Origin of the sequence: Paenibacillus sp. RRE4, from assembly GCF_031844205.1 — a bacterium.
GTDB lineage: Bacteria > Bacillota > Bacilli > Paenibacillales > Paenibacillaceae > Paenibacillus > Paenibacillus xylanexedens_B.
In genome coordinates this window covers 409,056-433,058 of the sequence record NZ_JAUZUT010000001.1, presented here as the reverse complement: position 1 = coordinate 433,058, position 24,003 = coordinate 409,056, and the positions used below count along the sequence as shown (strand labels likewise).

Annotated in this window: 20 protein-coding genes; 3 read left to right on the top strand and 17 right to left on the bottom strand. The window is 45.6% G+C overall.

The window, feature by feature from the left end:
- Positions 1 to 19: 19 nt before the first annotated feature.
- From Q9R46_RS01880 to Q9R46_RS01825, 12 genes are all read right to left on the bottom strand, one after another.
- The gene (locus tag Q9R46_RS01880) at positions 20 to 1,165 is read right to left on the bottom strand and encodes a glycosyltransferase family 4 protein (protein WP_311278748.1); all 1,146 of its coding nucleotides are present in this window, start codon (positions 1,163 to 1,165) and stop codon (positions 20 to 22) included.
- Positions 1,166 to 1,201: 36 nt separating this feature from the next.
- Positions 1,202 to 2,284, bottom strand: a complete 1,083-nt coding sequence (locus tag Q9R46_RS01875) for a glycosyltransferase family 4 protein (RefSeq protein WP_167375686.1) — start codon at positions 2,282 to 2,284, stop codon at positions 1,202 to 1,204.
- Position 2,285: 1 nt separating this feature from the next.
- Positions 2,286 to 3,464, bottom strand: coding sequence for a glycosyltransferase (locus Q9R46_RS01870; protein ID WP_311278747.1), 1,179 nt, complete (start codon positions 3,462 to 3,464; stop codon positions 2,286 to 2,288).
- On the bottom strand, positions 3,461 to 4,774 hold the full coding sequence (locus Q9R46_RS01865; RefSeq protein ID WP_311278746.1) for an O-antigen ligase family protein: 1,314 nt from the start codon (positions 4,772 to 4,774) through the stop codon (positions 3,461 to 3,463). Before Q9R46_RS01865 ends, Q9R46_RS01870 begins: the two co-directional genes overlap by 4 nt.
- Before the next feature lies 1 nt (position 4,775).
- Positions 4,776 to 5,969 carry a glycosyltransferase family 4 protein gene (locus tag Q9R46_RS01860; RefSeq protein WP_311278745.1) on the bottom strand — a complete coding sequence of 398 codons (1,194 nt, stop codon included), beginning with the start codon at positions 5,967 to 5,969 and terminating at the stop codon, positions 4,776 to 4,778.
- Positions 5,970 to 6,018: 49 nt separating this feature from the next.
- Positions 6,019 to 6,984, bottom strand: coding sequence for a UDP-glucuronic acid decarboxylase family protein (locus Q9R46_RS01855; RefSeq protein ID WP_311278744.1), 966 nt, complete (start codon positions 6,982 to 6,984; stop codon positions 6,019 to 6,021).
- Positions 6,985 to 7,016: 32 nt separating this feature from the next.
- Positions 7,017 to 7,685 carry a sugar transferase gene (locus tag Q9R46_RS01850; RefSeq protein ID WP_311278743.1) on the bottom strand — a complete coding sequence of 223 codons (669 nt, stop codon included), beginning with the start codon at positions 7,683 to 7,685 and terminating at the stop codon, positions 7,017 to 7,019.
- A complete protein-coding gene (gene galU, locus Q9R46_RS01845; protein WP_145333256.1) occupies positions 7,682 to 8,590 on the bottom strand; it encodes a UTP--glucose-1-phosphate uridylyltransferase GalU in 909 nt (302 codons plus the stop codon). The genes Q9R46_RS01850 and galU overlap by 4 nt, the downstream gene beginning before the upstream one ends.
- 225 nt (positions 8,591 to 8,815) lie before the next feature.
- Entirely contained in the window at positions 8,816 to 9,496 is a 681-nt protein-coding gene (locus Q9R46_RS01840) for a CpsD/CapB family tyrosine-protein kinase (RefSeq protein ID WP_145333255.1), read from the bottom strand.
- Positions 9,477 to 10,229 (bottom strand): YveK family protein, encoded by a 753-nt coding sequence (locus Q9R46_RS01835; RefSeq protein WP_311278742.1) that lies wholly within the window; start codon positions 10,227 to 10,229, stop codon positions 9,477 to 9,479. Before Q9R46_RS01835 ends, Q9R46_RS01840 begins: the two co-directional genes overlap by 20 nt.
- A gap of 65 nt (positions 10,230 to 10,294) precedes the next feature.
- Positions 10,295 to 11,053, bottom strand: coding sequence for a tyrosine-protein phosphatase (locus tag Q9R46_RS01830; RefSeq protein ID WP_311278741.1), 759 nt, complete (start codon positions 11,051 to 11,053; stop codon positions 10,295 to 10,297).
- 154 nt (positions 11,054 to 11,207) lie between these two features.
- On the bottom strand, positions 11,208 to 11,645 hold the full coding sequence (locus Q9R46_RS01825; protein WP_311278740.1) for a hypothetical protein: 438 nt from the start codon (positions 11,643 to 11,645) through the stop codon (positions 11,208 to 11,210).
- A gap of 339 nt (positions 11,646 to 11,984) precedes the next feature.
- Here Q9R46_RS01825 and Q9R46_RS01820 point away from each other — a divergent pair, with 339 nt between their 5' ends.
- A complete protein-coding gene (locus Q9R46_RS01820; RefSeq protein ID WP_090918292.1) occupies positions 11,985 to 12,353 on the top strand; it encodes a helix-turn-helix domain-containing protein in 369 nt (122 codons plus the stop codon).
- 106 nt (positions 12,354 to 12,459) lie between these two features.
- Here Q9R46_RS01820 and Q9R46_RS01815 read toward each other — a convergent pair whose 3' ends face one another.
- Together Q9R46_RS01815 and gltB are read right to left on the bottom strand one after the other, a co-directional pair.
- A complete protein-coding gene (locus Q9R46_RS01815; RefSeq protein WP_222591802.1) occupies positions 12,460 to 12,612 on the bottom strand; it encodes a hypothetical protein in 153 nt (50 codons plus the stop codon).
- A gap of 221 nt (positions 12,613 to 12,833) precedes the next feature.
- Positions 12,834 to 17,432: a glutamate synthase large subunit gene (gene gltB, locus Q9R46_RS01810; RefSeq protein WP_311278739.1), complete on the bottom strand. Its 4,599-nt coding sequence runs from the start codon at positions 17,430 to 17,432 to the stop codon at positions 12,834 to 12,836.
- On the opposite strand from gltB, the gene Q9R46_RS01805 reads away from it, so the two are divergent.
- Positions 17,424 to 17,555: a hypothetical protein gene (locus Q9R46_RS01805; RefSeq protein WP_260989895.1), complete on the top strand. Its 132-nt coding sequence runs from the start codon at positions 17,424 to 17,426 to the stop codon at positions 17,553 to 17,555. The two genes, gltB and Q9R46_RS01805, sit on opposite strands and share 9 nt — an antisense overlap.
- Positions 17,556 to 18,097: 542 nt before the next feature.
- Here Q9R46_RS01805 and Q9R46_RS01800 read toward each other — a convergent pair.
- Together Q9R46_RS01800 and Q9R46_RS01795 are read right to left on the bottom strand one after the other, a co-directional pair.
- Entirely contained in the window at positions 18,098 to 20,380 is a 2,283-nt protein-coding gene (locus Q9R46_RS01800) for a YhgE/Pip domain-containing protein (protein ID WP_311278738.1), read from the bottom strand.
- Positions 20,381 to 20,538: 158 nt separating this feature from the next.
- Positions 20,539 to 21,129 (bottom strand): TetR/AcrR family transcriptional regulator, encoded by a 591-nt coding sequence (locus Q9R46_RS01795; protein ID WP_311278737.1) that lies wholly within the window; start codon positions 21,127 to 21,129, stop codon positions 20,539 to 20,541.
- A gap of 412 nt (positions 21,130 to 21,541) precedes the next feature.
- Between Q9R46_RS01795 and Q9R46_RS01790 the strand changes: the two genes are divergently transcribed.
- Complete coding sequence (locus Q9R46_RS01790) at positions 21,542 to 22,759, top strand: MGDG synthase family glycosyltransferase (protein ID WP_311278736.1); 1,218 nt, start codon at positions 21,542 to 21,544, stop codon at positions 22,757 to 22,759.
- Positions 22,760 to 23,047: 288 nt separating this feature from the next.
- Here the strand turns inward: Q9R46_RS01790 and Q9R46_RS01785 are convergent, their stop codons facing one another.
- The gene (locus tag Q9R46_RS01785) at positions 23,048 to 23,905 is read right to left on the bottom strand and encodes a cell wall hydrolase (RefSeq protein WP_145333249.1); all 858 of its coding nucleotides are present in this window, start codon (positions 23,903 to 23,905) and stop codon (positions 23,048 to 23,050) included.
- Positions 23,906 to 24,003 lie beyond the last annotated feature (98 nt).

Genomic DNA, 24,003 nt, shown 5'->3' with positions numbered 1-24,003 from the left:
AGATTGTGGAACCCGTCCATTAGGCCAATTGCTTCAACAACTGTCCGCGATGCGACCACAGACAATAGTTGACCACCCAGTCGTATCCGTTATCCCCCATCGCTCTGGCTAGCCTATCGTCGGTCATTAATTGTTCGATACGTGTAGCAATCTCCTGATCATTAACCGGATCTACGAGATAACCGGTGATATTGTCCTTCACGGCATCGGGAATACCGCCGCTGTTGCCTGCAATGACAGGCAATCGATAATAGTTGGCTTCCAGGAATACAATCCCGAACCCTTCCACATCACCCTTCTCTTTAATATCCCGACTTGGCATAATGAAGAGATCCGCACATTCATATAATTGCTGAAGCTCATAGTCTGTAGTACGCCCTGTAAATACAACAACAGATTCGAGTCCGTATTGAGTTACCAGTCGTTCGAGTTCTCCCTTATACGGCCCATCTCCGCAGATAACATACTTCAGATCAGGAATATGCCTAATAACCTGACTCATGGCTTTCAGTGTGACATCATGACCTTTGCGTTCCACAAGTCGCGAGACGGTAATCATCACTTTTTTTCCATGCAGACCATACTTATTCCGTAACTCTTCCTGGCTCCCTGTATCCGCGTTTAGCTTGCTCACGTTAAGTCCCGGTGGAATAATGACAATCTGAGACTCCGAAATCCCCAGTTCAACCAGCTTCGACTTCGTATACTGGCTATTGGCAATCACCTTGTCCGCACGCTTCAGAATGAACAACAGCAGTGGGAATAATCGGCTATTAACCATCCCCATCACATCCAGGCCGTGAACATAAGGAAAGTATTTTACTCGAAAAAGGAATTTCATGAATGGACCGGCTAAGCCAACCGGGAATATGTTCACAAAATGAATCTCATCTGTTTTTTTGCGCCATTTCAACAGAATCAGCTGCATGACCAGAACAAGTTGCGAGAGAATCATCAGCCATTTATTAGAATCCGAAAAAATACGTTTCCGAATGATCTCAAAATCACTCTTCCGGTCAAACTGCTCGGACTCTGTGGTATTATTTATTTTATTGGTCAGCACCGTTGTCTCTTCTGCTGGAATCTGTGAGATCAGCCCGTAGGCATAATCATGAATCCCTCCCTTTTCAGGCGGGAAATCAATCGCAACAAACACTTTGTTCATGGCTTTATCTCCCTCACAACAATACATTTGGCATGCTTACACCGTGCTCATAATAATGTTGACTGTATCCTTGGCACATTTATTCCAGGAGAAGAAGGCTGAGTGCTCCTTGCCCTGAATGGACATTCGCTGCCCAAGCTCCGGATCAGACATCATCTCTACTAGACGTGAAGCTGCTTCCTGTGGATGATGAGGATCAAAGTACAGTCCTGCTTCTCCGCATACTTCCGGGATCGAACCGCGGGAAGACACGATAACCGGACAACCAAGCGCCATCGCCTCCAGTGGCGGCAAGCCAAACCCTTCGTACAAGGAGGGGAAAATAAAACCGGTGGCATGTTCGTAGAGCGCTTTTAACTCCTCATCCGTCACATACCCTACCCAATTCACACCCTCCGAATCGTTGACGGCATGATTGCTGAACACTTTACTATTCTTGGAACCCACGATGACAACACTCAAATTCTGTGCTTTCACCTGAGGTAAAATCTCCAAGATCAGCTTGAAGTTTTTGTAAGGGTTCATCGTGCTGACGGCCAGTACATAGGGGGAGTTAATCCCATATTTCTCAAGCGTGCCTTGAGCCGCCTGTCTATGATGGATATGATCGATGCCCAGATGTGTGACGGATACTTTCTGCGCGGCAATTTTGCAATGTTGAATCAGCTCGCCTTTGGAGAAGTTAGACACGGTAATGACCTTTTTCGATATCTTGCCTAAGCGAACCGTTAAAAACTGATACCATGACCGAAACGCGAAGGAAAATGCCTTCGGATAACTGAATACAGAAGCGTCATGAATCGTCACGACCTGATTGCGTTTGAATGCCGGGCCTGTGTTACACAGGTTAATCAGCAATCCTTTTTTCGCGTAAAATGGTAACTCAAGCTGCTCCCACACATGTCCCTTCAGTCTGCCAACAATCCGGTGACGGATATGTTTCAGTTCAAGATGAGTAACCACATTCGCGGGTGAGAGCAGGCAAAACTCTACTTTCGTACCGTCCACTTCTCCAGCGTCAATCAAATTATCGATTTCCTTCACGAGTTCAATGGCATATCGCTGAACCCCGGTAACGGTCTGTGTCAGGAAACGGGCATTGATATAGATTGTATTCATGCTAATCTCCATTTCTCTTAGAAATTTCCAAACGGGAAGCTGGCTGAGCGGTTTGGAAGCTAACTTCTACATTTCTCGCTTCGTAATAGAGACTCACGAACTCCTCATTCATTCGATCCGAGCTGAACTTCTCTTTATACACCTGATGTCCCGCTTCGCCCATGGTTGCCAGCGTTTCTTTATCGAGCTGCATTAGAATCTCTCTCAACCCTTCGAGTCGTTCGAGTTCAAAGATGTAGCCATTAACGCCATGCGTCACCAGCTCTGGCAATGAGGCCCGATTGCTAGCAATGACGGGTTTGTGGTTTTTCATCGCTTCCAGCGCGACCAAGGGTAACCCTTCCCACCTGGAAGGCATAATAATCGCATCACATTGCTCGTAATAGTGATCAATCTCTGCATTGTTGACCCATCCTAACCGGATCATATTGTCGGTAAAGGTCCATTCATTTTTTTCCAATACGCTGTCTCCGATGATGTATAACTGAATGCGCTGCTGCAGCTCGGGATACTGCCTGAATGCATCCAGCAACAGATCCAATCCTTTCTGCCGATCATATCTGCCCACAAACAAGAGCCGGATCATGCTGTCGTCCTCTTGCTCCTGATCTTTTTGCACAATTACTTGCGGCTGCTCTTCATGATTTTGAGGCTTGTGAGACTTGCGATCACGCAGGCCACTGTAAACGAATCGGGATTTGGCTGGGGACATACCCATGCGAATCGATTGCTGCATCTCATATTTTGAAATGTTCACGATATAGTCTGTTTTGAATTCCAGTATTTTCTCGATCATGAAATAAGCCTTTTTATGCAGGGGTTTGGTATCCATCAAAAAAGACCAGCCATGTGAGCAGTAAAAGATACTCGCTTTGCGCGGTGTGAAAAAAAACAAGCCCCTTGCGAGCATACCCGCAAATGAGCTGTGTACATGAATAATATCCGGTTCGATCCGCCGAATAGCTTGGTGAATCTGTCTCATCGCTGAGAAAAAGTGTTTTGGGTGGCGTTTGTAACTGTAACGAAAGATATGTTCTGGCTCCAGATCAAAATCCTTTGCCGAGTTATAATCACTCATCAATACATAAACCTCAAACCGGTTACGCTGGTAGGACACCAGCTCGTTTAAATACGTGGCGACACCGCCCACCACATATTCTCCGATGTGCAAAACCTTCATTTTCGCTCACCCGCTTTATATGGTATATCACCTGCATTACGATGCTGATACAGAGCTATGCCTATGAACATCCAGAAAAAAACGTTCGCAGGAAACAACTCAAGAACGTTGGTCGTCATACATGCCGCAGCCACTCCTGCGCCGAGGGCTATAGCCACCTGAGGAAGTCTGGAACCTGCCGAGTAAGGTGAGGCATTCATTCGTCTAACCAGTGTGATGAGCAGCCACATGAATAACACCAAAAAATAGGCGAGCCCGATCCAACCTGTCTGTTCGTACAAGGAAAAGTATTGGTTATCCACTGCAAAATTACTGGAGTTCAGACCCATCATATGTGTGCGCCGGCTGGCTGCACCAACCGAACCAATTCCGTTGCCGATCATGCCATTCATGGTGAATGGCGAGGTCAGGCTGCTTCCCCATATCTGTAATCGATCAAGCAGGGATGAACTGGAGAGCAGGTTTTTGGATTGTAGGAACCTGCCTCCGAAAAACACAACCGCGGGCAGTGTCAGAAAAACAACCGCCAGAACTAACATATTCTTTTTGCTGTACTTGCGAATCCGAAGTAAAAAAAGAACCACTTGATATACAAACCAGAGCAATAAAGCCGATCGAATCGTGGATAAAAGCAAAAAGCCGATCGTCAGCAACTGGATCATCAGGCGAAAGCTACGGTGTTTCACTGCCATCCTGGTTTGTTCTGCAATGATGCCTGTCATTAACAGTGCATACGCATAACCATCCGGGGAGTACGTAATGGAGGATAGGCGCGGCACACCCTCAAGATAGTTTTTGATGTTTACGCCGTATACGAATCCCATAGTGATTAACTTTTCTATACCCAGCGCATATTGGGCGCACCATCCTGCAATGAGCATAATAAAAATAACCAGATTGGTTCTGGCAAATGCGTACATTCCACCCTGCTCGGCCATAAACATGCCTGCAAACAACATCACCAGCGGTAAAAGCGTAATTTTGATTCCATAGACTAACGTGACCACGCTGGAACCGACAAGTACATTTAACGATCCGAGCACGATGAGGGAGGCCAGTATAAACAGGAATAGATTCAGAAAATGAATCTGCTGGCGATACACCCGGGCAAGCGTGTATACCGCAAGCAGCAACATGCCCGCATCCTTTAATGAACGAATCACAATGTTATCAACGTAGATCGAGATCAGACCATAAATGGACAGATAGAGCAGTAAGAAATGAATCAACATCATGATGACAGAGGAGGGCGCATCAGACTTCGCTTGAATTAATGATGGCGATTTGACGTTCAGAGAAGTCATGTACATCTTAACCTTCACCCCCAATTAACTTCTCGTAGATGATCTCATGTCTGGCGAGAAGATAATCTTCATTAAAGGATAAGCTGTGTTCGCAGCATTGTAGCATTAAATCATTTTTTTCAGCTTCGGATAATGCAAAGTAATGGAGGATTGCGTCACGGATCGCATCGGCACGATGAGCGGTAAAAGAGAAGGTGTCCGCATCCAGCAAAATCTCGGGCATGCCCCCAACCTTCGAAGCGTAAACAGGCGTACCTGCTTGATACGATTCGATGACCACTCTGCCAAAAGGTTCATCCCAGGTGGACGGTACAATCGTGAGATCCATCTTTTTCATCTGGGAAGTGATCTCCTTTTTATCGATTTTGCCCACGAACACGATCCGGGGATCATCCCCTGCAAGTTCTTGTAACGTCTGGAACAGAGGGCCATCCCCATGGATGAACAGCTTTCCTACGATCTGCTGATCGAGCTTTTGCACCGCTTCAATCAGATACTGAACTCCTTTGACCTCGGTTAGTTGTCCAAAATATCCAACGTGCAGGGGTTGCTGGTGACGAACCGTTTTGCCCGCATTAACATGCTGAACCTGATCATCACGCTCAACAATGTTATGAATGACATGTTTGGACGCGTGCGCGAAAAAACCCAGTTCGGTATGCTTGTTAAGCACATGCTCGGATATGCCAATAACAGAAGAAACCCTGCGGCTATAGTGTTTGGAGATCTGTCTGTAAAATCTGGAATATGCCGAGATCGCAATGGGTTCAATTAACGAAAAATCGCGCAGGGTATGCACAACCGGGATGTTCAGTTCAAACGCCGCTTTCCAGATCGCAAGGCTTAGTCCCGGAATATTCTGAGTATGGATCAGGGCAGGACGTTTCATCATCAAATATTGTTTAATATGCTGGTACTGCTTCACATTAAAAATATCCCGGATACGCCATAACACTTTGTCAGAAGTGCTGGCCTGCCTTGCCGTATCACCGATCCAGTACCGATTATGAAATGGTAGCCGCGAGATTTCAATCCCGTTCACTGTATCCGTCTGCACCCCACCCTCCTTATGTCCACCAACCGTAATGACTTTAACGTCATAACTGGACTCCAGCGTCTGGGCCAAAATTTGTGTGGATATCTCGGCTCCCCCAATAATATGGGGTGGATATAAACTGTGAGCAATCAATATAGTTTGCACGGTTCTCAACTCGCTTTTATTCAGCTTCATTGTTATCAGTTCAGTGTTATCAAGTTTCCTGTACCTGCAACATGGATCGATAATGTTCTATCGTACGTTTCAATCCCTCTTCCAGACCGATCTCCGGTTCCCAGTTTAACAGTTCGCGAGCCTTATCAATTACTGGACGTCTAACCTTGGGATCATCTTCAGGTAAAGGCAAGAATACAACCTTACTGTCCGATTGTGTGAGCTGTTTCACCAGATGGGCAACCTCAAGGATTGTGTATTCCATAGGATTGCCGATATTGATAATCTCCCCATCAGCACGATCTTCCGCCATGAAAGCTTGTAATCCCCGGATGTTATCATCCACATAACAGAAGGATCGGGTCTGTGAACCATCTCCATACACCGTAATATCCTGACCCGTCAGCGCCTGTGTTACAAAATTAGATATCACCCTGCCGTCATCATTGCGAAGCCCTGAAGAATACGTGTTGAAAATACGCGCAACCTTCACGGAAATCCGTTGTTTTGTGTAGTATTCATAACAAAAAACTTCGCCTAACCGTTTGGCTTCATCATAGCAGGCTCGTGGCCCCCACGTATTTACATTGCCTCGATAACTCTCCGGCTGCGGATGAATCTCGGGATCGCCATAGGCTTCACTTGTACTGGAATACAGAAACTTGGCTCCTTTGACCCGGGCCAGTTCCAGCATATGATAGGTTCCTCGCGTGTTCACCCAGATCGTGCCGATCGCATCCGCTTGATAGAACTTCGGTGAAGCAGGCGAAGCCAGATGATAGATTTCGTGTACCTGCTGATCAAAGAAAATATCCAGCGCATCGGGATGTGTAACATCTGCTTCATGGAATACAAAATGAGGATTCTCCATGACCTCCGCCAGATTACGGATCACACCTGTTGAAAGATTATCAATCCCTGTAACCTGATGACCCTGGCCAATTAAGGATTGCACGAGATGAGAGCCCAGAAATCCGGCAGCACCTGTCACTACAATATGTTTCATTACATCACACTCCAAATTATGATCCAAAATGGTCAAAAGGTGTTGCTTTTAATCATTACGCCGATCGTTTTAAAAATGATCGTAATGTCCATTTTCATGGATACATTCGAGATATAGTGGAAGTCATACTGGAGATTATGGTGAATAGGCTCCTTCCGAGCCTCGCTCACCTGCCACAATCCCGTAATTCCCGGTTTCACCAGAAAACGCCTGCGTTCCAGATCGGTATAACATTCCTCCACAATACGTTTCATCTCAGGTCTTGGGCCGATAAAACTCATATCGCCTTTGATAATATTGAGCAGCTGCGGTAGTTCATCGAGACTCGTTTTGCGCAGAATTCTGCCCAGTCGCGTAATCCTCGGATCATGGCTAGTCGTTGGCGATAGGCCATATTTCGGTGCGTCTGTACGCATCGTTCTGAATTTATAAATGTTAAATTTGACTCCGTTTTTCCCGTACCGCTCCTGCTTGAAAATCACGGGCCCTTTGGAATCCAGTTTAATCAAAATAGCTGAAAGTAGCATGACCGGTAATGTGATCAGCAGTAACAGAATAGCGGTAACAAAATCGGCCAATGGCTTCATCACATCCGCATACCCGCCAACACGTTGTGAGTATGGCTGCTCAAGTACAGCGGCATTCCCCTCTTTAACCAAGGTTTCCCCGCTCCCAAAGTATTCCGGTCCTGATAGCTTCACAGACTATCCCCTCCAGCGACAAGGATTTGATTCATTTGTTCCTTCATTAGAATCTCTTCAATCGCCATCAGCACCGGTGCACGCAATTCTTTATTTTTGAGTGCAAAATCTAAAGTTGTAAGGATATACCCTAGCTTCTCCCCTACATCAAAGCGGGAACCTTCAAAGTCATAGGCACTGATTCCTTGATCATTATTCAACTTTTGCAACGCATCTGTAAGCTGAATCTCGCCTCCTGCGCCTACATTTTGCTCTTCCAAATATTCAAAAATTTTCGGAGTCAAAATGTATCGTCCCATAATCGCCAGGTTGGACGGTGCCGAACCTAGTGGCGGCTTTTCAACCATACTCTTCACAGAAGACAAGCGACCTTCTGTATGCAGTGGATCAATAATCCCGTAGCGATATGTTTCACTTGGACTTACCGTTTTCACACCAAGTACTGACTGCTCTACCTTTTCATACTGCTGGATAAGCTGTTTCAGGCACGGCACTTCTGAAACGACGATATCATCACCAAGCAGTACAGCAAAAGGTTCATTGCCTATGAAATTCCGGGCACACCAGACAGCATGCCCGAGTCCAAGGGCTTCCTTCTGTCTTATGTAATGAATATCCACGTTGGAGGACTTCCGAACTTCTTCCAGTAAACTGAGTTTTCCTTTCTCAAGGAGGTTATGCTCCAGTTCAAACGCACTGTCAAAATGATCTTCAATCGCACGTTTTCCCTTACCCGTCACGATGATAATATCTTCGATCCCGGAAGCAACCGCCTCTTCAACGATGTACTGGATAGTCGGTTTATCCACAATAGGCAGCATTTCTTTAGGCATTGCCTTTGTAGCAGGTAAAAAACGGGTTCCCAATCCAGCAGCAGGGATAATTGCTTTTCTCACCTTTGTCATAGATATCACCCTATCCATTTAGTTTTTTTTATTTAAACTCAAAACCATGAAAACATGAAAAAAATCATTCATAATAGGGCATTGAACCCCTCCTCACATCACACCCCTGACGATAAACGTCTAAGGTACACTACCCACAGTGTGACCGAGTGCCTACCTTGATAGAGGTATAGTAGACATGACCTTTTAAGATGATTTGAAAATAAAACTCAAATGTCTTGCCTGTTATTTTTCCCCGTAACTGTTATTGCGGCTTTTCGGTATCTGCACATTGTTCAGCACAGCGCCCAGAATACGTGCGTTCACATGTTCAAGATGAGCCTTCGCCTTTTTGACCAGATCCTTTTTTACCTTGCCTGCATTCACCACAAGAATGACACCATCACACAATGAACTGATAATCAATGCATCTGTCACGGTTAGAACCGGCGGTGTATCGAACAGAATAACGTCATACTCTTCCTTCAGGCCCTCAAGGAGTGCTGTCATCTTACGTGAACCGATCATCTCCGAAGGATTAGGAGGAATCGGCCCGGAAGACAAGACATGCAGACCTTCCACCCCGGTTTCCCGAAGCACTTCCGTCACTTTGTATTGACTCGATAACACACTGGTTAGGCCTACATGGTTGGGCACATTAAACATCAGATGTACTGCTGGCTTACGCAAATCCGTATCCATCACTAGAACCTTTTTCCCTTCTTGGGCATAGGTGACTGCCAGATTGCCAATCGTCGTTGTTTTCCCTTCACCTGAGGATGCCGAGGCAATCATGATCGTTTGAATCTGACTGTCTATGGATGAAAACTGAATATTGGTTCGTAGCTTTCGATAGGCTTCTGATGAAGTGGATCTGGGATTAGCCATCGTGACCAGGCCTACTCGTTCATTGGTTAATCGTGACATACTGTCCATCACCTACCTGTTTTTGAGATATGGATGATTGTTTTGACATGCGGCTCTCTTCTTTTCTTATCTTGGAGATGACAGCAAGTGCAGGGAGATTTAATTCTTTCTCCAATTCATCTTCCGTTTTCAAGGTGTCATCCAAATATTCCAGCAGGAATATAAAGCCTACTGCCAGCAATAGTCCAACAATAAAGCTGATCATAATATTGATGATGGGGTTGACGTTAATAGGATTGGAGGAATCCGTAGGTTTCGCTTCACTTAGGATCGTGACATTGTCTACTTTCATAATTACGGGGATTTGAGATTTAAACACTTTCGCAACTGCGTTTACGGTTTTTGCGGCTTTTTCGGATGATAGTCCCGTGGCCGTTAGACTCATAACCTGGGACTCATTGGCGGTGGAAACTCGGATGTTCTGCCCGATTTGATTACCAGTCATACCAAGATCGGGGTATGTAGATGCCACTTTATCGAGGATTGCAGAAGATTTGATAATCTCCATATAAGAGTTGATCACTTTGATGTTTGTCTGAATAGTGCCAATATCCAAACTTGGAACACCTTGGGCATTGTACGCCTGGTTGACAATTAATTTGGCGCCTGCTTCATAGATCGGTACAGTAAAAAAGTAGTTTTTGACACCTGCACCAATACAAGCCACAGCTACGAAGGCAACAATAATCCAGATGCGTTTACGTAAAATGTGTAAATACTCTTTGAGTTCCATTCGATTTTCCTCCCATATAAGTCAACCATGATAAGTGACTATGTATTTGGTACATTAGTAGCTGCTCACCAGAATAAAAAGCTGCGCTTTTTATTGGCTGGTAATACAGCTGAAATACGTTGATTATTCCATAGGGATTGTGCATTATCTTGAAAATGTTGAATGTAGCAACGTCCCAAACGTCTTTCGAGCAACGGATATACGACATCCAGTTTGAACGTCCGATGTTTCGTATCATGTGCATCTGATGAAATGAAATGAAACCCGTTTTCTTTGCAAAAATGAAAACACCACTTCTGAACTTTTCGCCCGAAAAGTCCAGTGAATGATTCCGCCGTTAGCTGGCATAGTCCACCTTGAAGCAAGTAGTCGGACAACAGCAATGGCTTTTTCAAAATGACAAGGTTACGTTCCGGATGAGCGATAATAGGGGTAATTCCCGCGATTCGCAGTTCGTGCAGTATTCCGGGGAACTGTGAGGGAATATGACCAAAGGGCAACTCCAGCAACATATAACGGCTACCGGCGAGTGTGCAGCACTTTCCTGCATACAAGTCTCCAATCAGCCCATCGTGCACTCTGATCTCCTGACCGGGACCAATCTGCAAACGGATATTTCGTTTGGCTAGCTCGGCACGAAACATATGAACAGCCTGATTGACTACCTTTGGTTCATTGTTGTACTGTCCGTTCAGGTGATGCGGAGTTGCAATAATGGAGGTAATTCCTGAAGCTACTGCCTTCTCAGCCATCGCAACGGACTGCTCCATTTGAACAGGACCATCATCCAGACCGAATAGAATGTGGCAGTGCATTTCAACCATATCCAAACTTCCTGAAATAGTATGCTCCCCCTCGCCCCTTTATTCATTGCGCAAATGCTTTTGGTGTTAAAGAACTAATGCATAACGCTACGAAATATAGTAAAATGGCGTTAAGTACATGCTTGTTCAGAAAATGTTCAGAGTCCACCTCATCCTATATGATAAAATCAATGTAACGATAAGGCTTTAGCTGAGGAGATGGATCTGTTGCATTCCCATATCTTGAACGGGAAACCGCCTCAAATTCAACTTCAGTAAGCATTCTGTTTAACTGTCCAGTTATATATAGTGTTTGGTCTTTCTGAATATGCAAGTTTGAATGATACAATATCAGTTCTCCAAAAGGCTGTTTCCATTGCAGCTTGGCATGAAGCCTGACGCATATACGGCTGTCTTCTACATCTAAACCTAGTACCATTTCTGATATTACGGGTAAGTTCAGGTCGCTCAGGAAAGTGATCGCTTGTGTATTCATACCAAGTAACAGGACGGGTCGTCTTTTGCGGTCTACCATTTTCCCATGAAACTCCTGAATGTACATATGGACATTTGGTTTCAGATCGGCCCATTCCTGAAGAATTTTTAAATTCATGATTTCATTCCTTTAGAATGGATTGACCAACATGGACGAGAACGTTTGCTTTTGACAGGTATAACGCTCTAACCATGAGGAAATACTTAAAATACTAACAATGATACATTTTGTAACTCCATACGTTCAATTTACGATACAATACGTATCATGTCAAGCGGTATTTGGACATGGTTCTTTTGATTTACGACAATATGAGATGTCCTTAGACAGACCTATTTATTAAGTGGTATATGAGACGAATGAGGCGTAGTACATTTGCAGGTACGTTTACCCTGATCAAAAACTTGGCTCAGGATTGTTTCAATATATATGATGGTGTTCAGGGGGAAATAGCTTATGAGCTACGGAAATCGCATTGCCGAATTACGAGAACAGCGGGGACTTACTCAAGAAGAACTTGCGAACTCCATTCATATTACCAGAGCAGCTCTTTCCCACTACGAGAAAAACCGGCGCAAACCGGATTTCGAGGTGTTAACGCGGCTGGCTGACATTTTCGATGTGTCCATTGATTATTTGATTGGACGTACGAAGCAAAGTGATGTGGTTATGGATGAAGACGTGCGTGAATTCGTGGATGCGCTTGAATTGTCAGATAAGGAAGTGTTAGAGCGCTTTGATCTGATGATTGATGGTAAACCTTTAACAGAGGAAGAAGCTCGTCGTTTTATCGCTTTTGTACGAATGGAACGCAGTATGGATTAATCATGCTACACCCGAAAAGAAAACCCAGTTTCCGAGTACTTCCTGCTTCGGTTTCTGGGCCTTTTTGTGCATCATGATTTCCCTCCATTCCTTGGTGTGCAACGGCTCATGTACGCTTGCTGTCGGAGGATACGAAATGTTTCAAACGCTCCGGGTCGATTCCACATTGCAGTAAAACTTTCATGATGTCCACTCGGGTTGCTTCGACTTTGTTACTTGTCGGCTTAGAATCGCCCATGTTTGGATGCTTCATCTTCATTCCGCTAACCTCTCTTATCTTTATACTTTCTCTGCACGCCAAAAACTAAACCTAATTATACGTTAGAACGTTCCTTGATGTTGTCGTCTCATGGCGATAACGTTTTTTAAGCGGGTTCTAATTTTGTCGAAAGCAAAAAGGAGCCTTATAACGCCGTTCTGGCGGCTATAAGACTCCTTTTGTTTTAAATCTTTTCTTTTATTAGGAAAATAAACGAAACATTACCCTCCGGTGCGCGCAAGCTCACGCATATTTGCTTCAAACGCGGCCAGCAAAGCGGCTTCACCTGTCAGACCTGTTGCCTGTACACGCTCGATCTGTTCCGTCATACGTTTGAAGTCCTTCGGAATGACACGAACAAATTGATTCAGGGAATCCTGCCATGTATCCAGGATACGCTGACCTGCATCACTTCCAGTGAGTGCTACGTGCCGTTGAATCATGCCACGTAGATCTGCACTTTCGGCAGTATCTTCTACACGCTCCAAAAGAACCATTTCCAGATTGCAGCGTTGCAGGAAGGTGCCTTTTGGATCATACACGTAAGCAATACCTCCGGACATCCCTGCTGCAAAGTTACGACCTGTATCGCCGAGTACGACGACACGCCCACCTGTCATGTATTCACAGCCATGATCGCCTACACCTTCAACAACAACTTTAGCTCCGGAGTTACGTACAGCGAAACGTTCACCAGCAATACCGCGGATATACGCTTCCCCACTAGTCGCCCCATATAGAGCCGTGTTTCCGATAATAATGTTATTCTCGGCTTCAAATGTCGCTTTTGGTGAAGGCATAACAATCAGCTTGCCTCCTGACAATCCTTTACCCACGTAGTCGTTGGAGTCTCCTTCAACCGTGAGCGTCATACCTTTTGGTACAAAAGCACCAAAGCTTTGTCCAGCGGAGCCGACAAATTTAAATTTAACCGTATCCTCAGGCAAACCAGCAAGACCATACTTACGTGTAATCTCACTACCCAGGATGGTACCCACTGCACGGTTCACGTTGGTGATTGGCAGAACCGCTTCAACAGGTTGACCGGATTCAATAGCTGGCTGTGCGAGTGGCACGAGTTGTTGCATATCCAGCGTTTCTTCCAGTTGGTGATTCTGATGCTGTGTACGGTAACGTGCAGCGCCTTCTGGCAGTTCAGGCACATGTAGCAATACCGACAGATCCACACCTTTTTTCTTCCAGTGATCCACAGCTTCTACCGTTTCGAGACAATCTGTACGTCCAACCATCTCCTGAATGGTACGGAATCCAAGATCAGCCATAATCTCACGCATGTCTTCAGCAACGAAACGCATAAAGTTCACGACATGTTCAGGGTCTCCCATGTAGTTTTTACGCAGTTCCGGATTTTGTGTTGCCACACCAACTGGACAAGTATCCATTTGGCAGACACGCATCATGATACAGCCCAGTGCAACGAGTGGTGCAGTAGAGAAACCATATTCTTCCGCTCCAAGCAACGCTGCAATTGCCAGGTCACGCCCGTTCAGCATTTTACCATCCGTTTCAAGAACAACACGATCACGCAGATTGTTCAGCATCAACGTTTGATGTGTCTCTGCAAGTCCAAGTTCCCACGGCATACCGGCATGACGGATGGAACCTTGAGGAGATGCCCCTGTACCGCCGTCGTAACCGCTGACCAGGATAATGTCCGCACGACCTTTAGCTACACCTGCAGCAATCGTTCCGACACCCACTTCAGATACCAGCTTCACGTTAATTTCGGCACGCGGATTAGCATTTTTCAAGTCATAGATCAACTCAGCCAAGTCCTCAATCGAATAGATATCGTGATGCGGAGGCGGTGAGATCAGACCTACACCTGGTGTAGAACCACGAACTTCTGCTACCCAAGGATATACCTTACGACCTGGCAACTGTCCGCCTTCACCTGGTTTAGCCCCTTGTGCCATTTTGATCTGAATCTCGTCAGCGTTGACCAGATAGTTGGAAGTTACACCAAAACGTCCGGATGCCACTTGTTTGATCGCACTGCGACGGGAATCCCCATTGCTGTCTTTCACGAAACGAGCTGGATCTTCTCCGCCTTCACCTGTGTTGGATTTACCGCCTACACGGTTCATGGCGATTGCCAAATCTTCGTGAGCTTCTTTACTGATCGAACCGAAGGACATTGCACCCGTTTTGAAACGACGCATGATGTTTTCCACCGATTCCACTTCTTCGAGCGGAATGGATGCTCCGACCGGTTTCAGCTTCAGCATGGAGCGAATCGTAAGCAATTGATCATTCTCACCCTGTACGAGTTTGGAATACTTTTTGTACAGTTTGTAATCGCCCGTACGTACAGCGTGTTGCAACGTATGGATCGTTTGCGGGTTGAACAAATGCTCTTCCCCGTCATTACGCCATTGGTATTCACCGCCGGAATCCAGCACTTTATCATTGCCGTCCTTATCCGTGAAGGCACGGTTGTGATGTGTCAGCGCCTCTGCTGCTACTTCCTCCAGACCGATGCCACCGATTCGCGAAGGTGTCCAAGTGAAGTAACGGTCAACGAAATCTGATTTCAGACCAACGGCTTCGAAAATTTGAGCACCGCGATACGATTGGATCGTGGAGATTCCCATTTTGGACAATATTTTAATAACGCCTTTGGTTGCGGCTTTAATGTAGTTTTTAACGGCTTTCTCATGGGAAATGCCGCGCAGCAAACCTTGCTGAATCATATCATCCAGCGTTTCAAATGCCAGATAAGGGTTAACCGCACTTACGCCATAGCCCAGAAGCAATGCGTAGTGGTGAATATCACGCGGTTCTCCCGATTCGAGCAAAATGCTGACTTTCGTTCTTGTACCCTGACGAATCAGATGGTGATGCAGACCTGCAACAGCCAGCAACGCCGGGATTGCTGCATTCTCGGCATCCACACCGCGGTCAGACAAGATCAGAATATTATGTCCTTTGTCGATGACACGGTCTGCTGCTTCAAAGAGCAAATCCATCGCTTTACGCAACCCTTCTGCTCCTTCTGCAGCGGTGAAGAAGATCGGGATCGTCATGGAACGGAAGCCTGGACGACGAACGTGGCGGATCTTCGCAAAATCTTCATTAGACAATACCGGTGTATCCAGACGAATCTGGCGACAGCTCTCCGGTTCAGGGTTAAGCAGGTTACGCTCCGGACCAATCGTTGTCGCTGTAGAGGTAACGATCTCTTCACGAATCGCGTCAATCGGCGGATTGGTTACCTGTGCAAACATCTGTTTAAAGTAGTTATACAGGCGTTGCGGACGATCTGACAGAACAGCCAGCGGTGCATCATAACCCATGGAACCTGTAGCTTCCATTCCTGTGGATGCCATTGGCTCCAGCACTTTGCGCAGTTCTTCAAATGTATATCCGTAAGCCAGTTGAAGTTGCGTAACATTGTCATGTTTAGGGTCTGGAAGCTCCGGTGCTTCCGGCAACTCGTTCAGATCCATCAAGTGCTCTTCAAGCCATTCCTCGTAAGGATTCTCTGCAGCGATGAGCGCTTTGACTTCTTCATCAGAGATAATACGGCCCTCTTGAGTATCGACAAGCAACATCCGTCCCGGACGCAGACGATCTTTGTACAGAATGTCTTCCGGTGCGATATCCAGAACACCGACTTCGGAAGAAAGAATGATTCGGTCATCCTTCGTTACATAATAACGGGCAGGACGCAAACCGTTACGGTCAAGCGTAGCACCGATCTGCAAACCGTCTGTAAATGCCATAGCCGCAGGGCCATCCCATGGCTCCATCATCGTGCTGTGGTATTCATAGAATGCCTTTTTCGCAGGATCCATCCCTTCATCGGTGCTCCACGGTTCAGGAACCATCATCATTGCCACGTGCGGTAGGGAGCGTCCGCTTAGGTACAGGAATTCCAGCGTGTTGTCAAACATCGCTGTATCTGAACCGTCCGGATTAATGACCGGTTTTACTTTCGCAATGTCATCGCCGAACAGTTCACTTTCGAACAAGGACTGACGCGCATGCATCCAGTTCACGTTACCACGCATCGTGTTGATCTCACCGTTGTGGATCATGAAACGGTACGGGTGGGCACGTTCCCAGCTCGGGAAGGTGTTCGTACTGAAACGGGAGTGTACGAGTGCAATCGCTGATTCAACCAGTTCTTCCTGTAAATCCAGATAGAACTTGCCCACCTGCTCGGTTGTCAGCATGCCTTTGTAGACCACTTTACGGCAAGACAAACTCGGCAAGTAGAATGATTCTCCTTCCGCCTCGTCTGCGGAATAACGGATAGCCAGTTCAGCACGTCTGCGAATGACATACAATTTGCGCTCAAATGCAAGCTCATCCTTCACTTCATCCGATCTTCCGATAAACACCTGGCGCACATAAGGCTTCGCTGCCAGTGCAGAACGACCCAGCATCTCATCATACGTAGGTACATCCCGGAAGCCCAGGAAGGTCTGCCCTTCTTCTTCAATAATCTTCTTCAGGCTCTCTTCATGAGCAGTACGAACAACCGGATCATGAGACAGGAACAGCATACCTACGCCATAGAATCCCTGTTCAGGCAAAGCAAAACCGAGTCGTTCTGCTTCCTTTGCGAAATAACGATGTGGAATCTGAATCAGGATGCCTGCTCCGTCACCGGAATTCGGTTCACTTCCCTGACCCCCACGGTGCTCCATGTTACTGAGCATGGTCAGTGCTTGACTAACGATATCGTGTGAAGGTACTCCTTTGATGTTGGCAACAAAACCCATACCACATGCATCTTTTTCAAATTGTGGGTCATACAGACCTTGTTTTGGAGGTAATCCGATGTGTCTCATGGAACGCAACCTTTCTATAATGAAGTATTTCGGAAAGATCAAGACATAACAACAGGCAACAATGAAACGGGAGGAGCTGGCATTTCGCTTGCGATAAGCCTGCCTGCTGAGATGGAGGGGTGATAGCTTGGGCTATCTGTTGTAAGCCTGGTATTGCGGTAAAGACCGCCATTATTGCGAAGGACTGACGCCGGTAATCCGGTAACAGCATATATACAACAATACGTAGCCGCTAGCACGACTACTCAAGATGAAGCGACGTTTTTTGATATAGTTCTATTATTTTAACACCGACCTAACATCAGCGCAATTTAAACTTTTTAATACCTCTGATAAGAATTGTTTTGCAGTACAGCTTTAGTGTGCTGACGTTTAAAAACATCTCTTTTTCGAATAATTATACACATTTTATAGCAGAGCACAACTGATTTTAATTGCTGATAAAAGAAAATCGTTCCATATCCAGCCTGCGTTTGACCATATTTTCGCAATTTTCATGCTTCAGATTCCAATATAACTTTCTATTTTCATACTATTGAATACAAAATGGCCTGCGGCTTATTTTCACGCCGCAGGCCATTTGTACTATTTGACTACTATATTGCATAATTTCGATACATATGCTTTGACTTTTTTTTGCAATTATCGTCTTGCTTCATTCATTATTATACAGTCAAAGGCTGACCGCTTTCGGCTACTTCGGCTTCTCTCTTCGTACGTCGGCCGTTCAGGAGGAAGTACGTTAGCGTAAGCAACACAGATATAGCTGCATAGACGCTCAATATTTCAGCCTGATGCCACATCACATTGAAATTACCGCTGGAGACAACAGCTCTGAGACCCATAATGCTGTGTGTCATTGGTAGCCACTGACTGATGGACTGCAGCCATGAAGGAATCAGTTCTACCGGGAATGTACCCGCACTTCCTGCAAGCTGGAAGACCAATAGCAAGATGATCACATAACGTCCAGGCAGATCGAGCCAAGTAACCAGCGCCTGAACGATCAGCATGAAGGTTAGACCCGTTATAATCGTAAACAGATAAAACAGTCCTGTACTATGTGTCTCTAGTCCGAGACCGTAAAGCATAAAGCTTGCTACAATAACCGACTGGAAGATGCTCACCGAACCAAATATCAATGTGCGGCTTACGAAACGATTCCAGCCTGTTGCTCCAGGTACAGACGTTTCACGCATTTTCAGAACGATCGTAGAGATCAGTGATCCTACAAACAGACCGATGGACAGGAAAAATGGTGTCATACCTGTTCCATAATTACTTACGTTCTCTGCCTTGTTCTCGGAAGAGCTAACCGGTTCTGCAAACATATTCACAACTTCATCTGTTTTCTTCACTTCGGACGTTTTCTGAGCAGCATCTTTTAGCTTCGTTGCCAGTTCACCTGAACCGTCTTTCAGTTCTGTAAGGCCATTAGCCAGTTTACCGGCTCCGTCACCCAGCTGTTTGGAACCGTCAGCGAGAGATGAAACACCGCCGCTAAGTTTCCCAACACCTGACTGCAATGCAGCCGTACCTGTACCTAGCTGTTTCGCACCAGCTGCCAGTTGTGTACCGCCAGTGGCTGCTTCACCCAATTTACTACTGAATTGTTGCAAGCCGCCCGATAGTTTTGCTCCACCCTGACTGAGCTGTCCAGCACCTGCGAGCAGTTGCTTCTGTCCATCTACCAATTGAGTGGCACCTGCAAGCAGTTGCTGTTGACCTCCATGCAGTTCAGTTGCACCCGTAGCCAGTTGCTGATTACCTTGGTGGAGTTGATCCGCGCCTTGAGCCAGCTTCTGCTCGCTTTCACGCAACTGTGCACTGCCGTCAGCAACAGCCTGACTCGCTGCAATCAGCTTTTGAACATCAGCGCTTGCCGCCAGTTCCGGGTTGCTTGCTGCCAGTTGCTTCAATCCGGCTGCCACTCCCTGTGCGCCATCGGCAACTTTACTGCTACCATCCACAGCGGATTGCAGGCCGGTTGCCAATGTTCCACTGCCCTGAACTGCTGATTGCAGACCGTCAGACAGCTTCGCACTGCCTTGTTCGGATGATTGCAGTCCTGCTTGCAGCTTGTTTGCGCCATCCAATGAAGATTGCAAGCCGGAGGCCAGCTTGTCGCTTCCTTCTTTCAACTGGTCAGCCCCACTTTGAAGCTGCCCCGTAGCTGCTTCATGAAGTTGCTTTAACCCTGAAACTAGACTTGTCGTTCCATTTTCAAGCTTCGAAGCTCCATTATGCAGTGCAGTAACTCCGTTACTTAACGGAGCTAATCCATCCTGAAGTTTCAATGTGCCGGATGCAAGCTTAGCCAGATTATCCTTCAGTTTCACGGCCCCGTCGTCGAGCTTTCCAGCACCAGTCTTCAAATCTCCGGCACCGTTGCCTGCTTCAGCCAAGCCATCCGACACTTCGGAGAATTTATCTAACAACGTTTCTGCATAAGACTCAGTAACTTTGGCTGAAACTTTAGCCTTCAAATCTTTAATTGCCGTTTTACCGATTTGCGCACCTACGAAGTTATAATTGCCGTTCGGCTCATAGATCAGTTCTGCTGGTGCTGGCTTATCATTAAGCAATGTTGTGGCTTGGGACGAAAAGTTCTCAGGAATGGTGATCTGCATGTAATACTTGTCGTTTTGCATGCCATCCTTGGCCTGAGTGGCACTGACAAAGTCCCATTTGAAATCTTCATTTTTCTTCAGTTCATCGATAAGGTCCTTACCGACATGAAGTGATTTTCCTTCCAGTTCGGCGCCTTTATCCAGATTAACTACGGCTACCGGCAGTTTATCCACATTACCATAAGGATCCCAGTAAGCCGCCAAATAAATGCCGCTGTACAGGATCGGTATAAATAATATCGCAATTACAGGGATCAACACCTTCGGGTTTCTCACGGCTGATCCCAAATCCTTGAAAAACACGTTTAATGATTTCATGTCATTTTCTCCCCTTAATCTCTCTGCTAGACAGCAGGAATAACCAATATGAAAACAGAATGAAAAACTCTGGTATTTTTACCGAAATACGTGATGACCAATTCTCTCAAACGGTCAGTCCAGAGCAAAAAACAAACTTGTCTTTCGACAAGCGAGTTTCAATCAACCGGACTGATCGCAGCTATGCCTTCCATTAAGAAAAGACGAAAGTAGTTCTTGATTTCCTCTTTGCTAAGCGGATCATGATGTTTACTCCAATCCGAGGTTAATGCGATATACAATCGAATCATCATAAAAGCGACAACTTGCGGATCGCAATCACGTATTTCTCCACTAATTCTTGCTTTCTCCAGTTCGCGGGCTAGAAAATCGGAAATAACCTTCTCCACTTTTTCCAGACCTTCTTTGGCCTGCAACGTTCCGAAATCCTTCAATTCCTGTGACAGTTTCACGAGCAGCTCGTGATCACGGCGGAATTCCAACAGCGCATCCAGCACGCGAAACAAGTTATCAAAAAAAGTACTTTCCTGATGCACTTCACGCTGCGCAATATTTTTCATTTCCTGTATGACTTCCACGAGGATCTGATCAAACAGCTGTTCTTTATTCGTGAAAAAGGTGTAGATCGTGCCTTTGCCTACATTGGCGATCTTGGCCACTTGATCCATCGTAGTCGCTTTGTATCCAAACATGGCAAACGACTGGGCGGCTGCATGAATCACCTGCTGTCTCCTGTCGATCGGAGCCATCTTATCCCCTCCTTGCTTCATATATATTGTGACGAGTGATTTCATCGCTCTCTATAAAATGACCAAAAATACAAAATGGTCATTCGGTCAAAAACTACAATATCACCTTGAAAATAAGATTGCAAGCCTAACAATAAAAAAATGTGTTAATATTTTTTAACCGAAATGCAGTGGAAACTGTCAGCGCCGTCGTCTATAGTGTAAGATGACTCAAACAATCCGCATATAACTGAAGTTTGCTGTCTCAAATCAGGTTATACGGTGTAAATATTTTTGGATGAAACATGATTCCTTGTTTTGCTGTATATTCATTAAGTAACAAACCTAGCATAACTGTCCTTACTTAAAACGTACGAAACTGTTCTCATTCAAATATTAATTTTAACTCAAACTTATGAATAAAGGTGAACTCATGCGAAAACCAAGAGTGCTCTTATTATCAGAAGGATTCGGTACTGGTCATACACAGGCGGCTCATGCTCTGGCACATGGCATCAAAAAAGTAAGTCCTCATGTTCACAGTCGCGTTATCGAACTAGGGAAATTTTTGAATCCGACCGTCGCTCCACTGATCTTTTCTGCATATCGAAAGACACTATCGGTTCAACCCAAACTTGTCAGCCTGTTGTACCGAACACAGTACAACAAATCTTTAAACGGCTTAACCAAACTGGCGTTGCACCGTATCTTCTATACCCAGACGGCGCAGGTCGTATCCCAGTTGAAGCCGGATATTGTAATCTGTACCCATCCATTTCCTAATGCGGTTATTTCCAGACTTAAACGTCAAGGACTGAATATTCCGCTTTATACGTTGATCACGGATTATGACGTGCATGGAACATGGATCAACCCGGAGGTAAACAAATATCTGGTTTCTACTCCTCAAGTTAAAGCCTTGCTAGAGATTCGAGGGGTCCCTTCCTCACAGATCCAGATTACAGGCATTCCTGTACACCCTGATTTTTGGGAGTCTGGGGATAAGGTCAAGCTCAGAGAAGAGATGGGACTGCAGAATATGCCAACAGCGCTGCTTATGGGGGGCGGTTGGGGGCTTTCTTTTGACGAGGAACATATGAAAACTCTCGCATCCTGGGCAGACCGGGTTCAATTAATCTTCTGCCTGGGAAGCAACCAGAAGATGATTGATAAAATAAAAGAAATCCCTTGCTTCCAGCATCCCAACATCCGTATTCTGGGATACACGAAGGAAGTCAGCAGACTCATGGATGTTTCGGACGTCCTGATCACCAAGCCAGGAGGCATGACATGTACGGAAGCGATGGCTAAAGGCCTTCCGATGCTCTTTATCCCTCCACTGCCAGGACAGGAAGAGGAGAACTGCGAATATTTTGTACAAGCTGGATATGGAGAGGTCATTCACTCAAAGGATGTCATAACAAATCGATTCCGGGAGTTGTCTGAAAATCAGCATAAGCAAGGTAATCTGCCTAAGAAGAACAAAAGGTATATAACAGGACATTCACCAGCTTATGATCCAACCTGTTGTGCTCAAGCTGTTCACGATTTACTCTTCCCTGCAACAACAGAGGTTACAACTACGTCTCTAGAGCGTTTCTCAGCAGGCATTACAAACAGACCTTTGTCTGGTACCAGACTCCCTTTATAATCTCTCTAAGGGGCCTTAGCATCGGCCTGAGGACGCAATATTCAATACACAATCAATCAAGTGCTTAAACGAATACGAAAAAGCAAAAAGGTTCCCCTTCAGAGAATGAAGGGGAACCTTTTTTATTTCTATTGCATTTCATCGTATGATCTACCAAAAAAATGGGTAAATTACAATCAAAGATACTTACAAAAATGACGAAATAAAACTGCATTTTTACAAGATTCAGGGCTGATGTGACACTCACATTGTTAACTACCCTGCCTGTTTGCAGAATTTTTAGGTACTTTACTTGTAAAAAGTATGATGCCCAATCGTTTTTACTTCTTTCTTCGTACGAGCCACTGTCAGATCATCAGCAAGCGTCAAAGATAAAAAATAATACGTATCATCTGACACTTCCTTCTGGCCGTTAAGTGCAGCATTTACAGCTTTGATGCTATCTTCATTCGGGGTTACCCGTTTTAATCGTCCATTTGCCACAGGGCTGAACTGTGATTTTTGATGGATGACCTTGTAAATGGTATCGGGAAAATTGGCTGACCGCAGCCGGTTTAAGACAACGTTGGCAACTGCCACTTTGCCTTTGTACGGTTCGCCTTCCGCTTCTGCCATGACAATTTTTTGTAGCAGATGCAGCTCTTTATCGGACACACTGTAAGACCAGGTTGCGAGTTTCGCATCATCCTGATTCAAAAGTTTGGTCCGCGTAAAGTAAAGTTGTTGGGGGGGAGTTGACATCGCAGCCGCCGCTTTGGCATGTTCCATTTTAGCCAATTTCAGAGCAGCTTCTTTTTTGGCTTTGGCCGTAGCGATAGCTTGGGCTTTTTGTTTAGCCGCAGCTTCCTGTTGCTCGCGCTCTTCCTGAGCAGTCAAAAGCCAGTTTTTTGCTGGCAAAGCATTCGTCCATGTTACGGATTGTCCAGACGTGTCAGAAGATAGACTTGTCCCATCTTCCATCATTCGCCTCTGTTCTTGCGGAAATGATGGGTTGTTATGCGCCGAAGACGCAAGCTCCGTCATCTGTTTACTATCACTCGCTTCATTCCATTTCCCCGTCGCCTGAACGACATTTACCCCCACTATACATACAAGCAGCACTGATAACATCGGTGCTACCCAACGATTCTTGCTTATAATTTCCATTCGAAGATTCCTCCTATCGAAACAATTCCCTAATCTTAGTAACCCAAAAAAAAGAATTTGAATAACGATGGCTAATATTACATAGGGATAAACACAAT